General features: G+C 42.0%; 13 protein-coding genes. 1 reads left to right on the top strand and 12 read right to left on the bottom strand.

Going from position 1 to position 16,846, the window contains the following annotated elements; translation table 11 throughout:
- Positions 1–50 precede the first annotated feature (50 nt).
- From der to nrdR, 5 genes are read right to left on the bottom strand one after another with little or no spacing between them, the layout of a single operon-like run.
- Complete coding sequence (der, locus tag DQM55_RS03045) at positions 51–1,361, bottom strand: ribosome biogenesis GTPase Der (protein ID WP_111675422.1); 1,311 nt, start codon at positions 1,359–1,361, stop codon at positions 51–53.
- Positions 1,362–1,403: 42 nt separating this feature from the next.
- The gene (locus DQM55_RS03040; protein ID WP_111675421.1) at positions 1,404–2,120 is read right to left on the bottom strand and encodes an NADPH-dependent oxidoreductase; all 717 of its coding nucleotides are present in this window, start codon (positions 2,118–2,120) and stop codon (positions 1,404–1,406) included.
- Positions 2,117–3,016 carry a primosomal protein DnaI gene (gene dnaI, locus DQM55_RS03035; protein WP_111675420.1) on the bottom strand — a complete coding sequence of 300 codons (900 nt, stop codon included), beginning with the start codon at positions 3,014–3,016 and terminating at the stop codon, positions 2,117–2,119. Before dnaI ends, DQM55_RS03040 begins: the two co-directional genes overlap by 4 nt.
- Positions 3,017–4,171, bottom strand: a complete 1,155-nt coding sequence (locus tag DQM55_RS03030) for a replication initiation and membrane attachment family protein (RefSeq protein ID WP_111675419.1) — start codon at positions 4,169–4,171, stop codon at positions 3,017–3,019.
- A complete protein-coding gene (gene nrdR, locus DQM55_RS03025; protein WP_002894570.1) occupies positions 4,172–4,645 on the bottom strand; it encodes a transcriptional regulator NrdR in 474 nt (157 codons plus the stop codon).
- 214 nt (positions 4,646–4,859) lie between these two features.
- On the opposite strand from nrdR, the gene DQM55_RS03020 reads away from it, so the two are divergent.
- Entirely contained in the window at positions 4,860–5,354 is a 495-nt protein-coding gene (locus DQM55_RS03020) for an excalibur calcium-binding domain-containing protein (RefSeq protein ID WP_111675418.1), read from the top strand.
- 36 nt (positions 5,355–5,390) lie between these two features.
- Here DQM55_RS03020 and DQM55_RS03015 read toward each other — a convergent pair whose 3' ends face one another.
- The 7 genes from DQM55_RS03015 to DQM55_RS02985 all read right to left on the bottom strand — a co-directional run bounded on the left by DQM55_RS03015 (position 5,391) and on the right by DQM55_RS02985 (position 16,800).
- Positions 5,391–6,206: an endonuclease/exonuclease/phosphatase family protein gene (locus DQM55_RS03015; RefSeq protein WP_111675417.1), complete on the bottom strand. Its 816-nt coding sequence runs from the start codon at positions 6,204–6,206 to the stop codon at positions 5,391–5,393.
- A gap of 17 nt (positions 6,207–6,223) precedes the next feature.
- Positions 6,224–8,425 carry a PTS transporter subunit IIBC gene (locus tag DQM55_RS03010; RefSeq protein WP_111675416.1) on the bottom strand — a complete coding sequence of 734 codons (2,202 nt, stop codon included), beginning with the start codon at positions 8,423–8,425 and terminating at the stop codon, positions 6,224–6,226.
- Positions 8,426–8,713: 288 nt separating this feature from the next.
- Positions 8,714–9,403 carry a response regulator transcription factor gene (locus DQM55_RS03005; protein ID WP_111675415.1) on the bottom strand — a complete coding sequence of 230 codons (690 nt, stop codon included), beginning with the start codon at positions 9,401–9,403 and terminating at the stop codon, positions 8,714–8,716.
- 9 nt (positions 9,404–9,412) lie between these two features.
- On the bottom strand, positions 9,413–10,837 hold the full coding sequence (gene gndA / locus DQM55_RS03000; protein WP_111675414.1) for an NADP-dependent phosphogluconate dehydrogenase: 1,425 nt from the start codon (positions 10,835–10,837) through the stop codon (positions 9,413–9,415).
- A 484-nt stretch (positions 10,838–11,321) separates the two neighbouring features.
- Positions 11,322–13,130 (bottom strand): ATP-dependent nuclease, encoded by a 1,809-nt coding sequence (locus DQM55_RS02995; protein ID WP_172454707.1) that lies wholly within the window; start codon positions 13,128–13,130, stop codon positions 11,322–11,324.
- Positions 13,131–13,150: 20 nt separating this feature from the next.
- Positions 13,151–15,802 carry a valine--tRNA ligase gene (locus tag DQM55_RS02990; protein WP_111675412.1) on the bottom strand — a complete coding sequence of 884 codons (2,652 nt, stop codon included), beginning with the start codon at positions 15,800–15,802 and terminating at the stop codon, positions 13,151–13,153.
- Positions 15,802–16,800: a hypothetical protein gene (locus DQM55_RS02985; protein WP_111675411.1), complete on the bottom strand. Its 999-nt coding sequence runs from the start codon at positions 16,798–16,800 to the stop codon at positions 15,802–15,804. The genes DQM55_RS02990 and DQM55_RS02985 overlap by 1 nt, the downstream gene beginning before the upstream one ends.
- Positions 16,801–16,846: the final 46 nt, after the last annotated feature.

Raw genomic sequence — 16,846 nt, 5'->3', positions numbered from 1 at the left:
TTTCATTTTTACATAGAAACGTATGTTTGTCAAATTGCTGTTTTACAACTCTACTTCCGCTTCCTTGCAATCAAGTGGATTGGGGTTCCTTCAAAGACAAAGGCCTTGCGGATTTGATTTTCTAAGAAACGCAAGTAAGAGAAGTGCATAAGCTCTTCTTCGTTGACAAAGATGACAAAGGTCGGAGGTTTGGTCGCTACCTGAGTCGCATAAAAAATCTTGAGGCGTTTGCCCTTGTCAGTCGGTGTCGGATTAATCGCGATGGCATCCATGATAACATCATTGAGCACCGCTGACGGAATGCGGGTATTCTGACTCTGACTGATCTGCTTAATCATGTCCGGCAGCTTATGGAGACGCTGCTTGGTTAAGGCAGAAACAAAGATAATCGGTGCATAAGACAGATACTGGAACTGGTCACGTATATCTTCTTCCCAGTCTTTCATAGTATGGTTGTCTTTTTCCAGCGTATCCCACTTATTGACAACAATAACAATACCTTTTCCAGCTTCATGGGCAAAGCCAGCGATTCGCTTGTCGTACTCACGAATTCCTTCTTCGGCATTAAGCACCATCAGAACGACATCTGAGCGATCGATCGCCCGCATAGCCCGCATGACAGAGTATTTCTCTGTATTTTCATAGACCTTGCCTGACTTGCGCATACCAGCTGTGTCAATCATGGTAAATTCCTGACCTTCACTGTCGGTAAAGACCGTATCAATAGCGTCACGCGTAGTACCAGCCACTGGACTAGCAATGACTCGGTCTTCACCCAAGATGGCATTGATCAAGCTAGACTTGCCGACATTAGGACGGCCAATCAAGCTAAACTTAATCATATCAGGATTTTCAGCCATTTCCTCATTTGGCAGATTTTCAACGATTGCGTCAAGAACATCCCCTGTACCAATCCCGTGGACTGAGGAAACCGGGAATGGATCACCCAAGCCCAGCGCATAGAAATCAAAAATTTCATTGCGCATTTCAGGATTGTCGACCTTATTGACAGCTAAAACAATCGGCTTATGAGTCTTATAGAGCATGCGAGCCACATACTCGTCGGCATCCGTGATACCTTCCTTGCCGGACACGACAAAAACAATAACATCTGCTTCGTCCATGGCGATCTCAGCCTGGTGTTTGATTTGCTCCATAAAAGGCGCATCAACATCGTCAATTCCGCCCGTATCAATAATACTAAACTTACGGTTGAGCCAGTTTGCGGTCGCATAAATTCGGTCGCGGGTCACCCCTTCAACATCTTCCACAATGGAAATCCGCTCACCGGCAATCCGATTGAAGAGCGTTGACTTGCCGACATTGGGCCGGCCGACAATGGCAATAGTTGGTAAGGCCATGTTTTTCCTCTTTCATTCTTTAGGACAGAGCCAAACTCCGCCCTATTTTTCTAATTTCTTTTCTTTGAATAGTTGGTCAATAGCCTGATTTGGCTCCTGACCAAATTGGGCAGCTAGGCGCTGACTCCAGGTTTCTTTAGCTCGCTCGCCGGCATATTCAGTCTGTACGCGGTCATAGGCTTGGATAGTTGAACGATCCTGTTCACGATATTCTTCCTCAAAGACCACTGCTTCATAAGGCAGGCGTGGCTTGACTGCATGGTTCTGGTTGGGAGTTCCCAGAGCAATCCCAAAGACCGGATAAGTGTAGTCCGGCAACTTGAAAAGCTCTGCTATTTGACTAGCAGCATAACGAACCAGTCCAATGATTACCCCACCATAACCCAAACTTTCAGCTGCCAACAGAGTATTTTGACCTGCTAAAGCAGCATCTACTGAGCTAATCAGGAGATTCTCCGCCCCCTCAGGATAAAAGTCTTCCGTATGCAATTGAACGCCCTTTTGAGCACGATTGAGGTCGCCAACAAAAAGCAGGAAGGCCGAAGACTGCCGAATGGCTTCTTGGGGCACTAGGTCAAAGAGAGCTTCTTTTTTCTCTTTGCTTCGCACCACAATGATCGAATAGGACTGGAAATTCTTCCAGCTGGACGCAGCCCGCCCAGCATCAATGATGGCACGTAATTCCTTATCCGAAATCTGCTCCTCCGTAAAGCGGCGAACAGACGTGTGAGCATTCATCAAGTTAATTGTTTCATTCATCGGCGGTTCTCTCCTTCTAGGCGTACCTCCTGAGCCAAAAACTTAATTCGCTCCATAACCCGCTTGGCCTGCCAAGTCTCATCGCCATTCTTAGAGCTGGCAAAGTGACGCTCTAAATCCGCAAAACTAAAGTTAGAAGTAAAGAAAGTTGGCAGATTTTCCTGCATGCGGTGCTGGAGAATGACCTGCAAAATCTCATCCCGTATCCAAGGACTGGACTGCTCTGCACCGATATCGTCCAAAATCAGCACTTGAGCTGTCTTGACTTGGTCAATCTTCTCCTTAACCAAGCCGGAACTTATCGCATTCTTAACATCCAAAACAAAGCTTGGATAGTGAAGGAGTGTCGTTGAAACACTGCGTTTTTCTGACAAATCATGCGCCAGAGCAGCCATCATGTAGCTTTTTCCGACACCAAAATCGCCGTAGAGATAAACAGCCTTCTGATAATTCGGAAACTCAGCAACGAAGTTGGTCAACAGTTCAAAAGCCTTGTAGCGACCAACATCATCCAGATCCACCTGAGCCAGACTGGCCTCCTTGAGACTGGCTGGTAGGCTGATAAGATTGAGACGGCTTCTAATGGCCTCCTGTCTCTCCTGCTCAATCAACTCAGGCGTCTCTTCATAGGCAACATCCGCATAGCCTTCATTTTTCACCAAGATTGGCTTATAGCCCTTAGCAATATAGGTCTCGTCCCCCAGCAAAAAACGGTTGCGCTCCGTAATATACTGGTTAAACTTGGAGACACTGCGCTGAATCTCAGCTTGGGTCAGCTTTTCCTGCTGGATAAAGGCTGCCACATCTGGATCCGCCATGATTTGCTTGACCAGCTCCTGATAGTCAAACTGCCGCACCCTATTCATATGAGGCATATTCTGTCCTATTTTCTCCATCTATTCGCCTCCTCCTTCAAGTTTGGCTAAGAGCCGACGTTTCTGTTCTTCTAGCTCGGCCTGCTTCTCTGCACTCGTTTCGTTTTTATAATCTGGCTGACTCCAGTCAGGTACGTTGCTCTTGGTAGAGCCTTGTCCAGATTTAGCTGGACGGTTCTGGAGCTGCTGGTTGCGCTCACGGATTTTCAGGACCGCTTCCTCAGCTGTCGTCACCTTTTGATAAGAAAAATCATTGGCTACCTTGAGGGCATACTTTTCATTGAGATTGGCTGAATCCACCTTATTAAAGGTCAAGAGCAAGATTACGTTGATAACTTCGTCCAAAAGGCCTAATTCAGCTAAATCCAGCAAAAGCTTTCTCTCCGTCCGCGTAATAGCAGCCTGACGGGTTTTTTTGATTTCTGCCAGAAAGACCATTGGCGATGTTCGTTTCGCCTCTTGAATGATAGACTGCTCCTGCTTAGAAAATTGGCATTCTACTGGGTTCTGAGCTAGCTTTTGCTTCATCCGCTTGGTAGAAATGACCTGAGAAACAGCAGTTTCTCTCGCCAAGACATAGGTCTCATACCAAGTCCACTTCATCTGCTCAGCAATTGCAAACAATTCTAATAAATCTTCTTTTTCATTGGCAAAACGAAGATTGTCCTGAGCCATCCGTTGTTTGAAATACTCTAAATCAAAATCATTGGCCTTTCGCACTGCCCTTGGTTGCTCAGCTTCCATACCAAACACCTGCATAAAAGGCTTAACCAATTTCTCTCCACTAGGTTTTTCTGACCGCAGGGCATCTGCAGCAGCTTCGCCGATTTTCTTTTCCAAGAGCCGGCTGTACACATTATGGCTGAAAAATTCCTCCGCTGTTAAGGTTGGGTGGAGTTGAACCAGATAATGGTCATCTGTTTGATAAAGGTCCACTAGCTTAATCGCCGCCAAACGCTCAAAACTTTCTTCTAAAATATTAAGTCCAAAATCTAAATGATTGAGAATCTGACTGAAGAGGTGCTGTTTTTGCCAATTATCCCCAAAAGACAGCAGATAAAGATAAAGTGTTACCGCTTCTCTCCCCAGAATCGGCAGATAGAGCTTGGTCAAGATAGCAATATCTGGGCTGACTGCATTATTACGCAAGAAAGAAAACTGATGGTTTGGTTTCATTTATTTGTCCTTTTTCTTCTTGGACCCCTTGGTAATCTGCTTGAGCAGGCTTTCTAGCTCGCCCACATCCTTGAAACTCCGGTAAACACTGGCAAAACGAACATAGGTGATTTCATCAAGCTCTGCCAGCTCATCCATGACTAAGGATCCAATATATTCACTATTGATTTCATTGTCGCTCTGACTGCGGACCTTTTGCTCGATTCGGTTGACAATTTCCTCTATTTCGTCACTAGATACTGGCCGCTTTTGCGCCGAGCGAATAATACCGTTAAAAATCTTATCCCGAGAAAATTGCTCACGTGTCCCGTCCTTTTTGACAACTACTAGGGTTCTCTCTTCGACACGCTCGTAGGTCGTGAAACGGTGCTGACATTCTTCGCACTCCCGGCGGCGGCGGATCGTATTCCCATCTTCTGCCTGTCTGCTATCAACTACACTTGATTTATTCCCACCACATTTCGGACAACGCATACCATTTCCTCCTAGAATCCTAATACTTCATTATAACACGTTTTCAAGAATAACAAAAGACAGCCGTTTGGGTTAATAACAGTTGATAAAATCTTTTTTGTTAATTTTTTTTGACAGAAATTAGACAATAAACGCCAATCTGTTATTCTTTTTCTATATAAATTTTTATACAATATATTTGAAAACGCTATCATTTTACTTAAAGGAGATTATTATGATATTAACAAATAAGAAAATAATCGCTTACTCTTGCATCTTGCTAGCTTGCACATCTCTTGCTGCTTGCTCTTCAGACACAGATAATACAGAAGCTCTTCCTAGTCTCTCGTCATCTTCCTCAAGTATTAGCTCATCAAGTAGTAGTTCATCTACACAAAATGATTCAGCCAAAATAGAGAATACAGAAAAAGCCAAGACTGAAAAAGAAGAAAAGGAAGCTGCTGCAAAAGCGGAACAGGAAAGAATAGCGCAAGAGGAAGCTAAAAAGGCTGCGGAACTCCAAAGGCAACAAGAAGAAGCTGCTGCTGAGGCTCAAAAGCAACAAGAGAAAGCAGATTCTCAGGTAGCTCAAGAACAGCCTCAAGCTAATGTTTATTACAAAAATTGCTCCGAAGCAAGAGCAGCTGGTGCTGCACCCGTTTACCAAGGACAACCTGGATATGGTCGTCACCTTGATAGAGATGGTGATGGTATCGGATGTGAGAAATAATTAAAAGCAGTTCAGATTGAACTGCTTTTAATTATACTAACATGTCACTTGTACTTCTAAACCAAAGTGGTCACTGACAACAGGTGTTGCTTTCCCGTCAAAAACGACAGCGGAGCGCTCAATGTCCATCCCTTGACTAGTGAAAACATAGTCTATCTTCAGAGCATGCTTATTATCATCCCAGCCTGCAATAGTCCCTTCTACTGTCGCCTCTCCGATAGCTTCTTTTGCAGCAGTATGACTATCCTGCAGCTTCAGTGGACTGGCTAAGATGGTCTGGTAACCTTGCTGGCCGACTGGATTGTTGAAATCGCCCATGAGGACCAGAGGAGTTTTAACCTTGAGAAGCTCTGCTTCAAGCTTAGCCCATTCCCCCTGAAAACCTTTGTCCCACCAAGACAGATGGCAGGAGGCGATTGTCAGCAATTGACCTTCTACCTCAGTCTCGGCTAGCAAGACCTTGCGGGTATGGTAATCCTTAGGATCATTGGCTTCTGATACTAGAACTTCTCTAGGAGCCATAGGATTTCTAGATAGGATTGCCACTCCTTCGTTGTAAATATCAAACCCAATATGATTATAGGCCCAGGACCAATGATAGTCCAATCCTGCCTCAGCCAACTTTTCTACCAGACATAGAGCAAAGTTGTCTTGATGAATCGCAATCGCTCCTTCAACCGCCTGATAGAAAGGAGCCTGAACAACCTGTTCAGACTCCGTTAATTGATTGACTTCCTGCAGGCAAATGACATCATATTTTTCTTGAAGAATGCGCTCTACCAACTGATTAAGCTTGATTTCTTGCCCTTCTTCCATCCAACTATGAGTATTTAACGTCAGGAATTTTGCCATGATTTCTCTTTTCTATTTTACAATTCAACCTTAGCAACAACTGTCTTAGCAGATGCTTGACCAAGTTTTTCTACTGTCACAGACTTGATAGCTGCTGCATTTGTGAAGACTACGATTGTTGAAGTTTCACGTCCTGCTTCCTTGATTGCTTCCAAGTCAGCTGTGACTAGAAGATCTCCAGCTGCAACTTTTTGACCTTCAGAAACATGAACTTCAAATGGTTTACCTTCAAGGCTAACAGTTTCCAAACCAATATGTACTAAGACTTCCAAGCCGTTATCTGTCACAAGACCGATAGCATGCTTGCTAGGGAAGACGCTAGTTACTGTACCAGCAACTGGTGAATAAATTTTACCATTTTCTGGCTCAACTGCAAATCCATCACCCATCATTTTTTGTGAGAATACTGGATCTTTAACATCTGCCAAGTCAATGACTTGACCGTCCGCAACAGTTTCAACCTCCTCAGTCACACCTTTGTAAGTAACTTTGGCAGCCGCTGATTCTGCTTTTTGGCTAGGAAGTGTTTCAGGAATCACTTCACCAGAATCCAACAAGTCTTGAATATCAGATTTGAGAACGTCAGCTTTTGGTCCGTAGATAGCTTGAACGCCTTGGCCTTTCATAACCAAGCCCATAGCGCCTTCAGCTTTCCACTGTTCTTCTGTTCCAACTTTTTCAGCATCCTTGACAGTCACACGCAGACGAGTCATACATGCATCTACATCAACGATGTTAGCGCGGCCGCCAAGAAGATTGATAACATTTACTGCTTGAGAAGCTGCAGCAACTTTACCACCAGTTGACTCTGATGAAGAAGCTTCATCTGAACCTTCTGCTGTCTCATAGTTACCGTTACGTCCTGGAGTCGCATAGTTGAACTTCTTGATCATGAAGTTAGAAATGAAGTACATCACAACACCAAAGAGAATCGTTACCCAGATAAAGTTGATGATATCTCCACCAAGACCAGCCTTAACAGTCATAGGGGTACGAGTTAAGAACTCAATTGAGCCAAAAGAGTGAACACGCAAATCAACAATATCAGCCATAGCAAAAGCTGCCCCTTGTACAAAAGCATAAATGATGTATAGCGGTGTCGCTACAAACATGAACATGTACTCGATTGGCTCAGTAACCCCTGTCAAGAAGGTTGCCAGAGCAGTCGCAATCATCATACCTTTGTATTTGTGTTTCTTGTCAGCATCCACATTGTGATAGATAGCTGCTACTACCCCCATAAGAATACCGAAAGATCCAATCATCTGACCAACTTTGAAGCGAGCTGGAGTATATGCGGCAAGAAGGTCTTGATATTTAGATGGATTACTTCCTTTCAGACTAATTAAGTCCTGAACCCAAGCCAACCAAAGTGGATCTTGACCAGCAATTTCTTTACCAATGTCTGTTCCTGTTTGGATTATGTAGGTACCACCTAGCTCAGTATAGTTCATTGGAATAGTCAACATGTGGTGCAAACCAAATGGAAGCAAGAGACGTTCTAGTGTACCATAGATAAATGGTGCCAAAATTGGCGGTGCATTTGTAATCCAAATACCAAAGGCATTAATTCCCGCCTGAATAAACGGCCAAAATACACCAAGAATTAAAGCAATAATAGTTGAGTTTAAGATGACAACAAAAGGAACAAATCTTTTCCCATTAAAGAAAGATAAGGCGTCTGGAAGTTTTCGGAAATTATAATATTTATTGTAAGCAGTTGCTCCGACAAAACCAGCAATAATTCCGACAAAAACTCCCATTTTAAGAGCAGGGGCTCCTAGAATTAATTCAAAATAATCAGACACTTTCAGAGAAAGATCCAATGATTTAATACCGAAACTCATAGTGTGCACCGTAGCATTTGGTTTAGATAACAATTCGCCAGTTACCCCAAATAGAACACCAGTAATTCGATTAATTAAAATGAAGGACAAACCAGCCGCAAAGGCACCGCCAGCTCGTTCTTTAGCCCAGTTTCCACCAATAGCTAGAGCAAATAAAATATGAAGATTACCGATAACACCCCAACCAATTTGTTCCATTACGCCACCAATAGTGACTAAGATTCCCCAATCTTGGTTAATCATTGGAACTGTCTTACCGATACTAATCATCAGTCCTGCTGCCGGCATAACAGCAACGACCACCATCAAAGCTTTACCGAATTTTTGCCAAAATTCAAAGCTAAAAATGTTCTTGAATGAATCTTTCATCATTCAGACCTCCTTATTTTTTTTGCAAACAAGTCCGTTTTTGTGAAATCGTTTGCATGTCGATACATCTATTATAGCACGATTTTTTATTTTGTAAAGGCTTTTATAAAAATATTTTCTCTTTTTTTGCATCCCAAAGGCTAAAATTTCTTTTTACCAGCCATATTCTTGCTATATTTTAACGAAAACGATTGCATAGAAAAACCAAAAAGTCTGCATTATTTCTCCTATCAATACTGTAACAAGCGCAAAAAAACTCCGTCTCCTAAGGGGAACAGAGTCTTTAATTTTCTATTCTTGCATGGCATAACCAACACCGCGAACGGTTTTGATATAGCTTGGCTGCCCTTCCACATCAATTTTACTGCGCAGATAACGAATATAAACATCTACAACGTTGGTCTCCGTTGCGCTCTCGTACTTCCAGACACGCTCCAGCAGCTGCTCACGGCTCATGACCTTATTGCTGCCCATCAGGGTCACCAGCAGATCGTACTCCCGCCGCGTCAGTGCAATAACTTCCTCACCACGGTAAACCGTATGATTTTTAATATCCACTCGCAGATTGCGATAAGAGGTCGGAATTTTCAAGAGGCTGCAGTGCTGGTCAATAAAGTCACGCCCGCGGAAAATAATAGAGACACGCTCCACTAAATCACTGATAATGAAGGGCTTGACTACATAGGAAACAGCAAAATGCTGGATTGCTTCCTGTTGCTCCGCAATCTCTTCGCGACTAGCCAAAACGATAATGACCGAAGCTGGCTTAATCAAGCTCAGCTGCTTAGCAAAATCGCTGGCAGTCATATCTTGAAGATCATAGTTGAGCAGGAGCAAGTCATAATCCACATCTTTTGCCAGAGCCAGTCCCTCATGACCAGTCTCAGCCAAATCTACAAGAAAGCTTTCTTTTTGCAGTTCCAAACTCACAAATCGGGCAAGATTTTTTTCATTTTCTACTAGTAAAATTCGCTTTGCCATAGGCCTATCCTATTTTTCGTCGTACCAAGAATAGTGGTAGGTACCTTCTTTGTCTTTACGGTTGTACGTATGAGCACCAAAGTAATCACGCTGCGCCTGAATCAGATTAGCTGGCAGATTTTCTGCACGGTAGCTATCAAAGTAAGCAATGGCACTGGAGAAGGTTGGTACTGGTACACCTGCTTGCACAGCCAAGCTGACAACATCACGAACTGCCTGCTGATACTTAGCCGTAATATCCATGAAGTATTCATCTAAGAGCAGGTTTGCAAGGTCAGCATCACGACCGTATGCGTCTGTAATCTTTTGCAGGAAGCGAGCACGGATGATACAGCCAGCACGCCAGATAGAAGCAATCTCACCAAACGGCAGATTCCAGTTGTTTTCCTTAGAAGCTACACGCAATTGAGCAAATCCTTGAGCATAAGACATGATTTTTGAGAAGTAAAGAGCCTGGCGGATCTTTTCAATCAACTCTGCCTTGTCTCCCTCAAAGGTGAAAGTAGCTGGTTTTGGCAATACCTTGCTGGCTGCCACACGCTCATCCTTGTAGGTGGAAATGTAACGCGCAAAGACTGACTCTGTAATCAATGGCAGCGGCACACCTAAATCCAGAGAAGATTGACTGGTCCACTTACCAGTTCCTTTATTACCAGCCGCATCCAGAATGTAATCAACAATTGGGCCATCTTGACCTTCATCGTCCTTGCGTGTCAAGATATCCGCTGTAATCTCAATCAGATAGCTGTCTAGCTCGCCTTTGTTCCACTCTGTGAAGATGTCAGCCATTTCACTAGCTGAAAGCCCCAGCAAGTGCTGCATCAGGTCATAACTTTCAGCGATAAGCTGCATATCACCGTACTCAATCCCGTTATGGACCATTTTTACATAGTGACCAGCGCCATCAGGACCGATATAGGTCACACATGGTGCGCCGTCTTCAGGAGCTTTAGCAGAGATTTCTTCCAAGACATCGGCTACCAACTCATAAGCTTCTTTTTGACCACCCGGCATAATAGATGGTCCTTCCAATGCACCCTTTTCACCACCGGAAACACCTGTACCGATGAAGTTGATGCCAGAGTTAGCCAACTCTTCATTGCGGCGAATAGTATCTTTGTAGAATGTATTCCCACCGTCAATCAGGATATCGCCCTTATCCAAGTGAGGGAGCAAGGCCTGAATAGTCGCATCTGTACCAGGACCAGCTTGAACCATCAGCATAATCCGACGTGGCTTTTCGATAGAGTTTACAAAAGACTCCACATCATAGCTTGGCACAAAGTTTTTCTCAGGATGAGAGGCAATGACGTCCTCTGTCTTATTTGCTGAGCGGTTATAAATGGCAACTGTATAGCCACGAGATTCGATATTTAGGGCAAGGTTACGGCCCATAACAGCCATACCAACAACACCAAAATTTGCTTTAGTCATTATGTTCTCCTATAGTTTGTTTGTCTTATTTTATCATTTTTAAGGCTTAAAAGAAAGTATTAAGTCGGTGAGGGATTGTGAGGGTTGATGGAAAGAAAAACCAAGCTCAGATGAAACTGAACTTGGTTGAGGAGTTTAAGGTAAAGTAGAGGCTTTCATAGTAGTCTCCAAATGCCTAGCTGGGATATCCTCTGGCTGAACCCCGTGAATATCACAATAATCCAGCTGAGTGTATGGATGATCTAATTGATATATCTAGCGTACATACTAATAAAAACTAATTAGCCTACATCAGTCGGAACTCGGTGGTCTATTCAAATATCAGCTCAATTCCCCCAACACCAGAGAAGAAAGCTGCAATATTGTTTTCGCGCGAGTTTGAATTGAAAGAATTTGTCGCGTGGTAAGCGGCTTTCTGAGAAATATATTCATAGATATATTTATAAGAGAATTAACCTTCGTAATATCAAATTTTTAAAATTAATTAATCTTTAAATATTTTCTCAAAAGTATTTCTCCATTTTTCTGAAATTTTATCATAATCATACCTATCTTCTGTTATCCAATTATCTTGAATATATTTAAAGGCATTGTATGGTTTGTCTGCACTAGGTGCTTCATAGCCTAAAACTTCTTCAATGCACTCCTCTAAAACAAATAGTTTTGAATCACATTCTAAAGCTTCTCGAATAGGTTGATTAAATTTCACTGCTCCAGTTGTTCCACTATCTTTATCATGCATAACATAAGGTATAATTCCCATAGCTCTCATATACTTGATTACAGAAATAATTACTGGTTTCCCTCTTGCACGTATTATCTGCCAATCGTTTTTAATCTTTTTCTTCAATTCATCAGGTGTAGCTAATATTGTCTCTCTAAGAACAATCTCTTCTGTGTCGCCTTCAATAATTAGTACATTCTTAGCAAAAAAGATTCTGGATAGGTAATCATCCATTTTTAATAATAATTTCACATATACTTTATCTTCCTCATGTAATTTTTTGAATGCTTCCTTATGATTAAATGGATTATTTTTAATAATAGGCAAATCATCTTCACTACTATCAAATGAGAGATAGTTCAATACTTGCCCAGCTTTCCGACTAAGATCTATCATATATGGAGAATGAGTTGTACAAATAATTTGATTACTTCCAGAATAAGCTAAATCATAAATAGTATCCCTCATTTGATTAGCTGCATTTGGATGAAGATAAATTTCTGGTTCCTCGAAACAAATTATTAAATTTCTTTCTTGATTCACTTTTCGTAAATCTCTCTCAGCTTTGTATTTTAACAATGCAAATACAGCCGATCTAATTACACCAGTTCCTTGGTGCTCAACTGAGGTTTCAATATTACTAAGCATAGTAACATTAAATGTTGGTTTAATTGTCTTATCAGGATCCGAAAGAATTGTTGTCGCTTTCATAGAAACACCTGAAAACACACTATCCATAGTAGCATTTAACTCTGTCATCATTTTACCAAATGATGTCTCGCTTTTTTGAGCATTCATTTCTTTTGATAACAAGTCTAAATGCTTTTGTGCCTCTTTATAATGAGCTGAAGAATTTCTTACTTCCGTAAATAACTCATACAGAATTGACTGAAGTGCACCTCTGTTTTCACCTAAATCTTCGCGATTATCATAAGCTGGAATAAATAAAATTTTTGGTAACTTTGCTAGTACATTTCCAGCTATACCACCAGGATTTTCTACCCAGACTTCATTGTCACCATAATCATAAAAATCAAAGTCCGATTCATAAATATCAAAAAAATCTGCAAGTTGCTTTTTATTCAATTTCTTTTTAATATCATCGAATGGTTTCTCTAACTTCGATTCATCAAAACCTTTATCAATAAATTCTGCAATTGTTTTAAGGCTAACAAACTCAGATTTTAGTTTTTTTTCTAGACTCTTTGCCTCTACTTTACGAGAACCATCCTTTGAAAATGTTTTTTTATAGAAGAATCTATATTTTGTATTCGTATCTTCTTCATAAGAAAACAAACGACCTTTAAAGCCACGCCAACTTTTCGCTTCTTCACCCAGCTCTCGAAATTCAGCCTCCAACACAATTCTATCAACTCTATTGCCAGATTCATCTAGATAAAACAACGATTCCTCAATTTTTTTACTATCTGTGAGTAATAATTCAACAGCTTCTAAAACACTACTCTTGCCAACATTATTTTCCCCGATTAGAAAAGTAGCATCCGAAAATAATAGTTCGGTCTTTTTGTGACGTTTATATCCCTGAATGATAATTTTATGTAATTTCAAGCTTACTATCTCCTATAGTTTTATCCTACCAACTTCTTCATCTCCTCAATACGCGCCACAGTTGCATCGTACTTGGCTTGGTAGTCGGCTTGTTTGTCGCGTTCTTTTTGGACGACTTCTGGTTTGGCGTTGGCTACGAAGCGCTCGTTAGAGAGTTTCTTGCCGACCATATCCAGTTCTTTCTGCCATTTGGCTAGTTCTTTTTCGAGACGAGCCAGTTCTTCTTCGACGTTGAGGAGGTCTGCCAGCGGCAGGTAGATTTCTGCTCCTGTGATGATACTGGACATGACCAGCTCTGGCACTGCAAGGTCTGCTGCAATTTCCAAATGCTCAGGATTAGTGAAGCGCTTGATGTAGTTGACATTATCCTTGAAGAAGGTTTCCAGCGCACTGTCTGTCGTCTTAATCAAGATGGTAATCGGCTTGCTTGGCGCCACATTGACCTCAGCTCTGCTATTGCGCACCGAACGGATCAGATCCTTAAGAGCTTCCACGCCAGCTGCTGCCTCAGCATTTTCAAACTCTGGACGAACCACTGGATAAGCCGAGGTCACAATGGTGCCTTCTGAGATTTGACCAAAGATTTCCTCGGTCACGAAAGGCATGATTGGGTGAAGCAAGCGCAGGATTTGGTCCAGCGTGTAGAGGAGGACAGAGCGAGTGATGACTTTCTCGTCTTCATTTTCGCTGTAAAGCACTTCCTTGGTCAGCTCCACATACCAGTCGGCAAATTCATCCCAGATAAAGTTGTAGAGGATATGACCAGCTACACCAAACTCAAACTTATCGAAGTTCTCAGTGACCTTGCCAATGGTTTCATTGAGGTTGTGGAGAATCCAGCGATCGGTGACATTGCCTGCCTGACCAGCCGCCACCTGAGCGACATTCTCACGCGCTGCATCCAGCGTCAAGCCTTCATTATTCATAAGGATATAGCGGGAAATGTTCCAGATTTTGTTAATGAAGTTCCAAGAAGCATCCATTTTCTCGTAAGAGAAGCGGACATCTTGTCCAGGGGCAGAGCCGTTTGACAGGAACCAACGCAGGGCATCGGCACCGTATTTGTCAATGACATCCATCGGATCAATCCCGTTACCGAGAGATTTAGACATCTTGCGTCCTTGCTCATCACGAATGAGACCGTGGATAAGAACGTTTTGGAATGGCTGACGGCCAGTGAACTCCAGAGATTGGAAAATCATACGAGACACCCAGAAGAAGATGATGTCGTAACCAGTTACCAAGGTTGAGGTTGGGAAGTAACGCTTGAAGTCTTCAGAGTCAACATCAGGCCAGCCCATGGTTGAGAAGGGCCAAAGGGCAGAACTGAACCAAGTATCAAGTACATCTGGATCTTGAGTCCAACCATCGCCTTCCGGCGCTTCTTCGCCCACATAGATTTCACCTTCAGCATTGTACCAAGCAGGGATTTGGTGACCCCACCAGAGCTGACGAGAGATAACCCAGTCGTGGACATTTTCCATCCATTGGAGGAAGGTATCGTTGAAGCGTGACGGATAAAATTTTACCTTGTCATCTGTCGCTTGGTTGGCAATGGCATTCTTAGCCAATTGGTCCATCTTGACGAACCATTGAGTAGATAGACGCGGCTCAACCATAACGCCAGTCCGCTCTGAGTGACCAACACTGTGGACACGTTTTTCGATTTTAACCAGAGCACCAATTTCTTCCAGTTTCTTGACAACCGCTTTGCGGGCTTCAAAACGGTCTAACCCTGCAAATTCGAAGGCCAAGTCATTCATGGTTCCGTCGTCGTTCATAACGTTAACTTGTGGCAAGTTATGGCGTTGACCAACCAAGAAGTCATTTGGATCGTGGGCAGGCGTGATTTTCACGACACCAGTCCCAAACTCAGGATCTGCATGTTCATCCGCAACGATTGGGATTAATTTATTGGCAATCGGCAGAATAACGTTTTGACCAATCAAGTCCTTGTAGCGTGGATCTTCTGGATTGACCGCAACGGCCACATCTCCAAACATCGTCTCAGGACGAGTGGTCGCTACTTCAAGGGCGCGTGAGCCATCCTCCAGCATATAGTTCATGTGGTAGAAAGCACCTTCCACGTCCTTATGGATGACCTCGATATCAGACAGGGCTGTGCGAGCTGCTGGATCCCAGTTGATGATAAACTCACCACGGTAGATCCAGCCTTTCTTGTAAAGCTCGACAAAGACCTTGCGGACGGCTTTTGACAGACCTTCATCAAGGGTGAAACGCTCACGAGAGTAGTCTACAGAGATCCCCATCTTGCCCCATTGTTCCTTGATGGTCGTCGCATATTCGTCTTTCCATTCCCAGACCTTATCGAGAAATTTCTCACGACCCAGGTCATAGCGGGAAATGCCTTGCTCCCGCAAGCGCTCCTCGACCTTAGCCTGAGTCGCAATCCCAGCGTGGTCCATCCCCGGAAGCCAAAGCGTATCAAAGCCTTGCATGCGTTTTTGACGAATGATAATATCCTGCAGAGTCGTATCCCAAGCATGACCAAGGTGGAGTTTCCCAGTAACGTTTGGTGGTGGAATCACGATTGAATAAGGCTTGGCCTTTTGATCGCCTGAAGGCTTGAAAACATCAGCATCAAGCCATTTTTGATAACGACCAGCCTCAACCTCGGCTGGATTGTATTTAGGTGAAAGTTGTTTAGACATTAATTATTCTCCTTTATTAATTTATCTAATTTTTTCTGTAATCTATCACGTCTTTTTTTAGATTTTTCAATGTCTTTAGATTTTTTTAATTTCTTTACTCTGTCTATTTCCTCTTCAAGTTCATAAATTTTATTGTAGAGCTCAAATTCTTCACTCTCATAAGAAGACACATTCTTATTTAGTATCTTTATTTTTGATACATATTGAGAATCCAAATTATAAATTTGATACAACACATACACCTCTGATGAAATAACAATAACTATAAATAATATAGGTAGTATACTTAAAATTAGACTCAACTTAATTATTTTATAAAAATTTAATAGTAAAACAACTAAGTGTATTGAATAAATATATGGTAATAGAAAAACAAAAATAAAGGCAATAAAGAAAGCAAATTGTGACTTTCGTGAATCTAAATTTAAACCTGATAATAATTTTAGTGTACGCTTCTGTAATAGTAACAAGATCAAAGAAATCAATGCAAAGTATGTATTTTTTTCGTTATTTACCTGACCAGCCCAAACCAACATTACACTATTTAATACTATTAAAATCCACCTTAAAGCATTCCATATAATATTATTTTGATCGATGCCAACTTCATCCTTCGAACGTTCCCAATCGAATTTTAATAGTAATACTAGATATTGGACAATTCTTTGGATTCTATTTTCAGAAAAATCAAAATCTTCCAATTCATCCCATATATGTCCATCAGCCATATAATAATCTTTACCGTACTTATAGTTCCTACGGAAACCATATGGATTAAGCTGTGTCTTCAATTGATTGACTGCAATTTTTTTCTTATCTAAGTCTGACCCTAAGAGTTTGACAATGATTTTTCTTATGCCTTTTCTCCATTCTGACCTCTCTTTCGTGATATAGTCTAACTGATTTCTTTTAGTAGACTTAATAAAAGAAAAGATGGCGCTAACTATCGTACCTATTCCAAAGGCTGCTATTAATTTGATAATTTCATCTGTTTTCACTAACTTATCCTCTCCTTTTCTTCAACTGTTCGAAATTTTCGAACGG

Origin of the sequence: Streptococcus sanguinis, assembly GCF_900475275.1 — a bacterium.
GTDB lineage: Bacteria > Bacillota > Bacilli > Lactobacillales > Streptococcaceae > Streptococcus > Streptococcus sanguinis_N.
This window is presented reverse-complemented; position numbering and strand designations above follow the sequence as displayed.

Bases quoted from the DNA above. Each gene is read 5' to 3' on its own strand.
- der (WP_111675422.1), bottom strand. From the start codon at position 1,361: ATGGCCTTACCAACTATTGCCATTGTCGGCCGGCCCAATGTCGGCAAG.
- DQM55_RS03040 (WP_111675421.1), bottom strand. From the start codon at position 2,120: ATGAATGAAACAATTAACTTGATGAATGCTCACACGTCTGTTCGCCGC.
- dnaI (WP_111675420.1), bottom strand. From the start codon at position 3,016: ATGGAGAAAATAGGACAGAATATGCCTCATATGAATAGGGTGCGGCAG.
- DQM55_RS03030 (WP_111675419.1), bottom strand. From the start codon at position 4,171: ATGAAACCAAACCATCAGTTTTCTTTCTTGCGTAATAATGCAGTCAGC.
- nrdR (WP_002894570.1), bottom strand. From the start codon at position 4,645: ATGCGTTGTCCGAAATGTGGTGGGAATAAATCAAGTGTAGTTGATAGC.
- DQM55_RS03020 (WP_111675418.1), top strand. From the start codon at position 4,860: ATGATATTAACAAATAAGAAAATAATCGCTTACTCTTGCATCTTGCTA.
- DQM55_RS03015 (WP_111675417.1), bottom strand. From the start codon at position 6,206: ATGGCAAAATTCCTGACGTTAAATACTCATAGTTGGATGGAAGAAGGG.
- DQM55_RS03010 (WP_111675416.1), bottom strand. From the start codon at position 8,425: ATGATGAAAGATTCATTCAAGAACATTTTTAGCTTTGAATTTTGGCAA.
- DQM55_RS03005 (WP_111675415.1), bottom strand. From the start codon at position 9,403: ATGGCAAAGCGAATTTTACTAGTAGAAAATGAAAAAAATCTTGCCCGA.
- gndA (WP_111675414.1), bottom strand. From the start codon at position 10,837: ATGACTAAAGCAAATTTTGGTGTTGTTGGTATGGCTGTTATGGGCCGT.
- DQM55_RS02990 (WP_111675412.1), bottom strand. From the start codon at position 15,802: ATGTCTAAACAACTTTCACCTAAATACAATCCAGCCGAGGTTGAGGCT.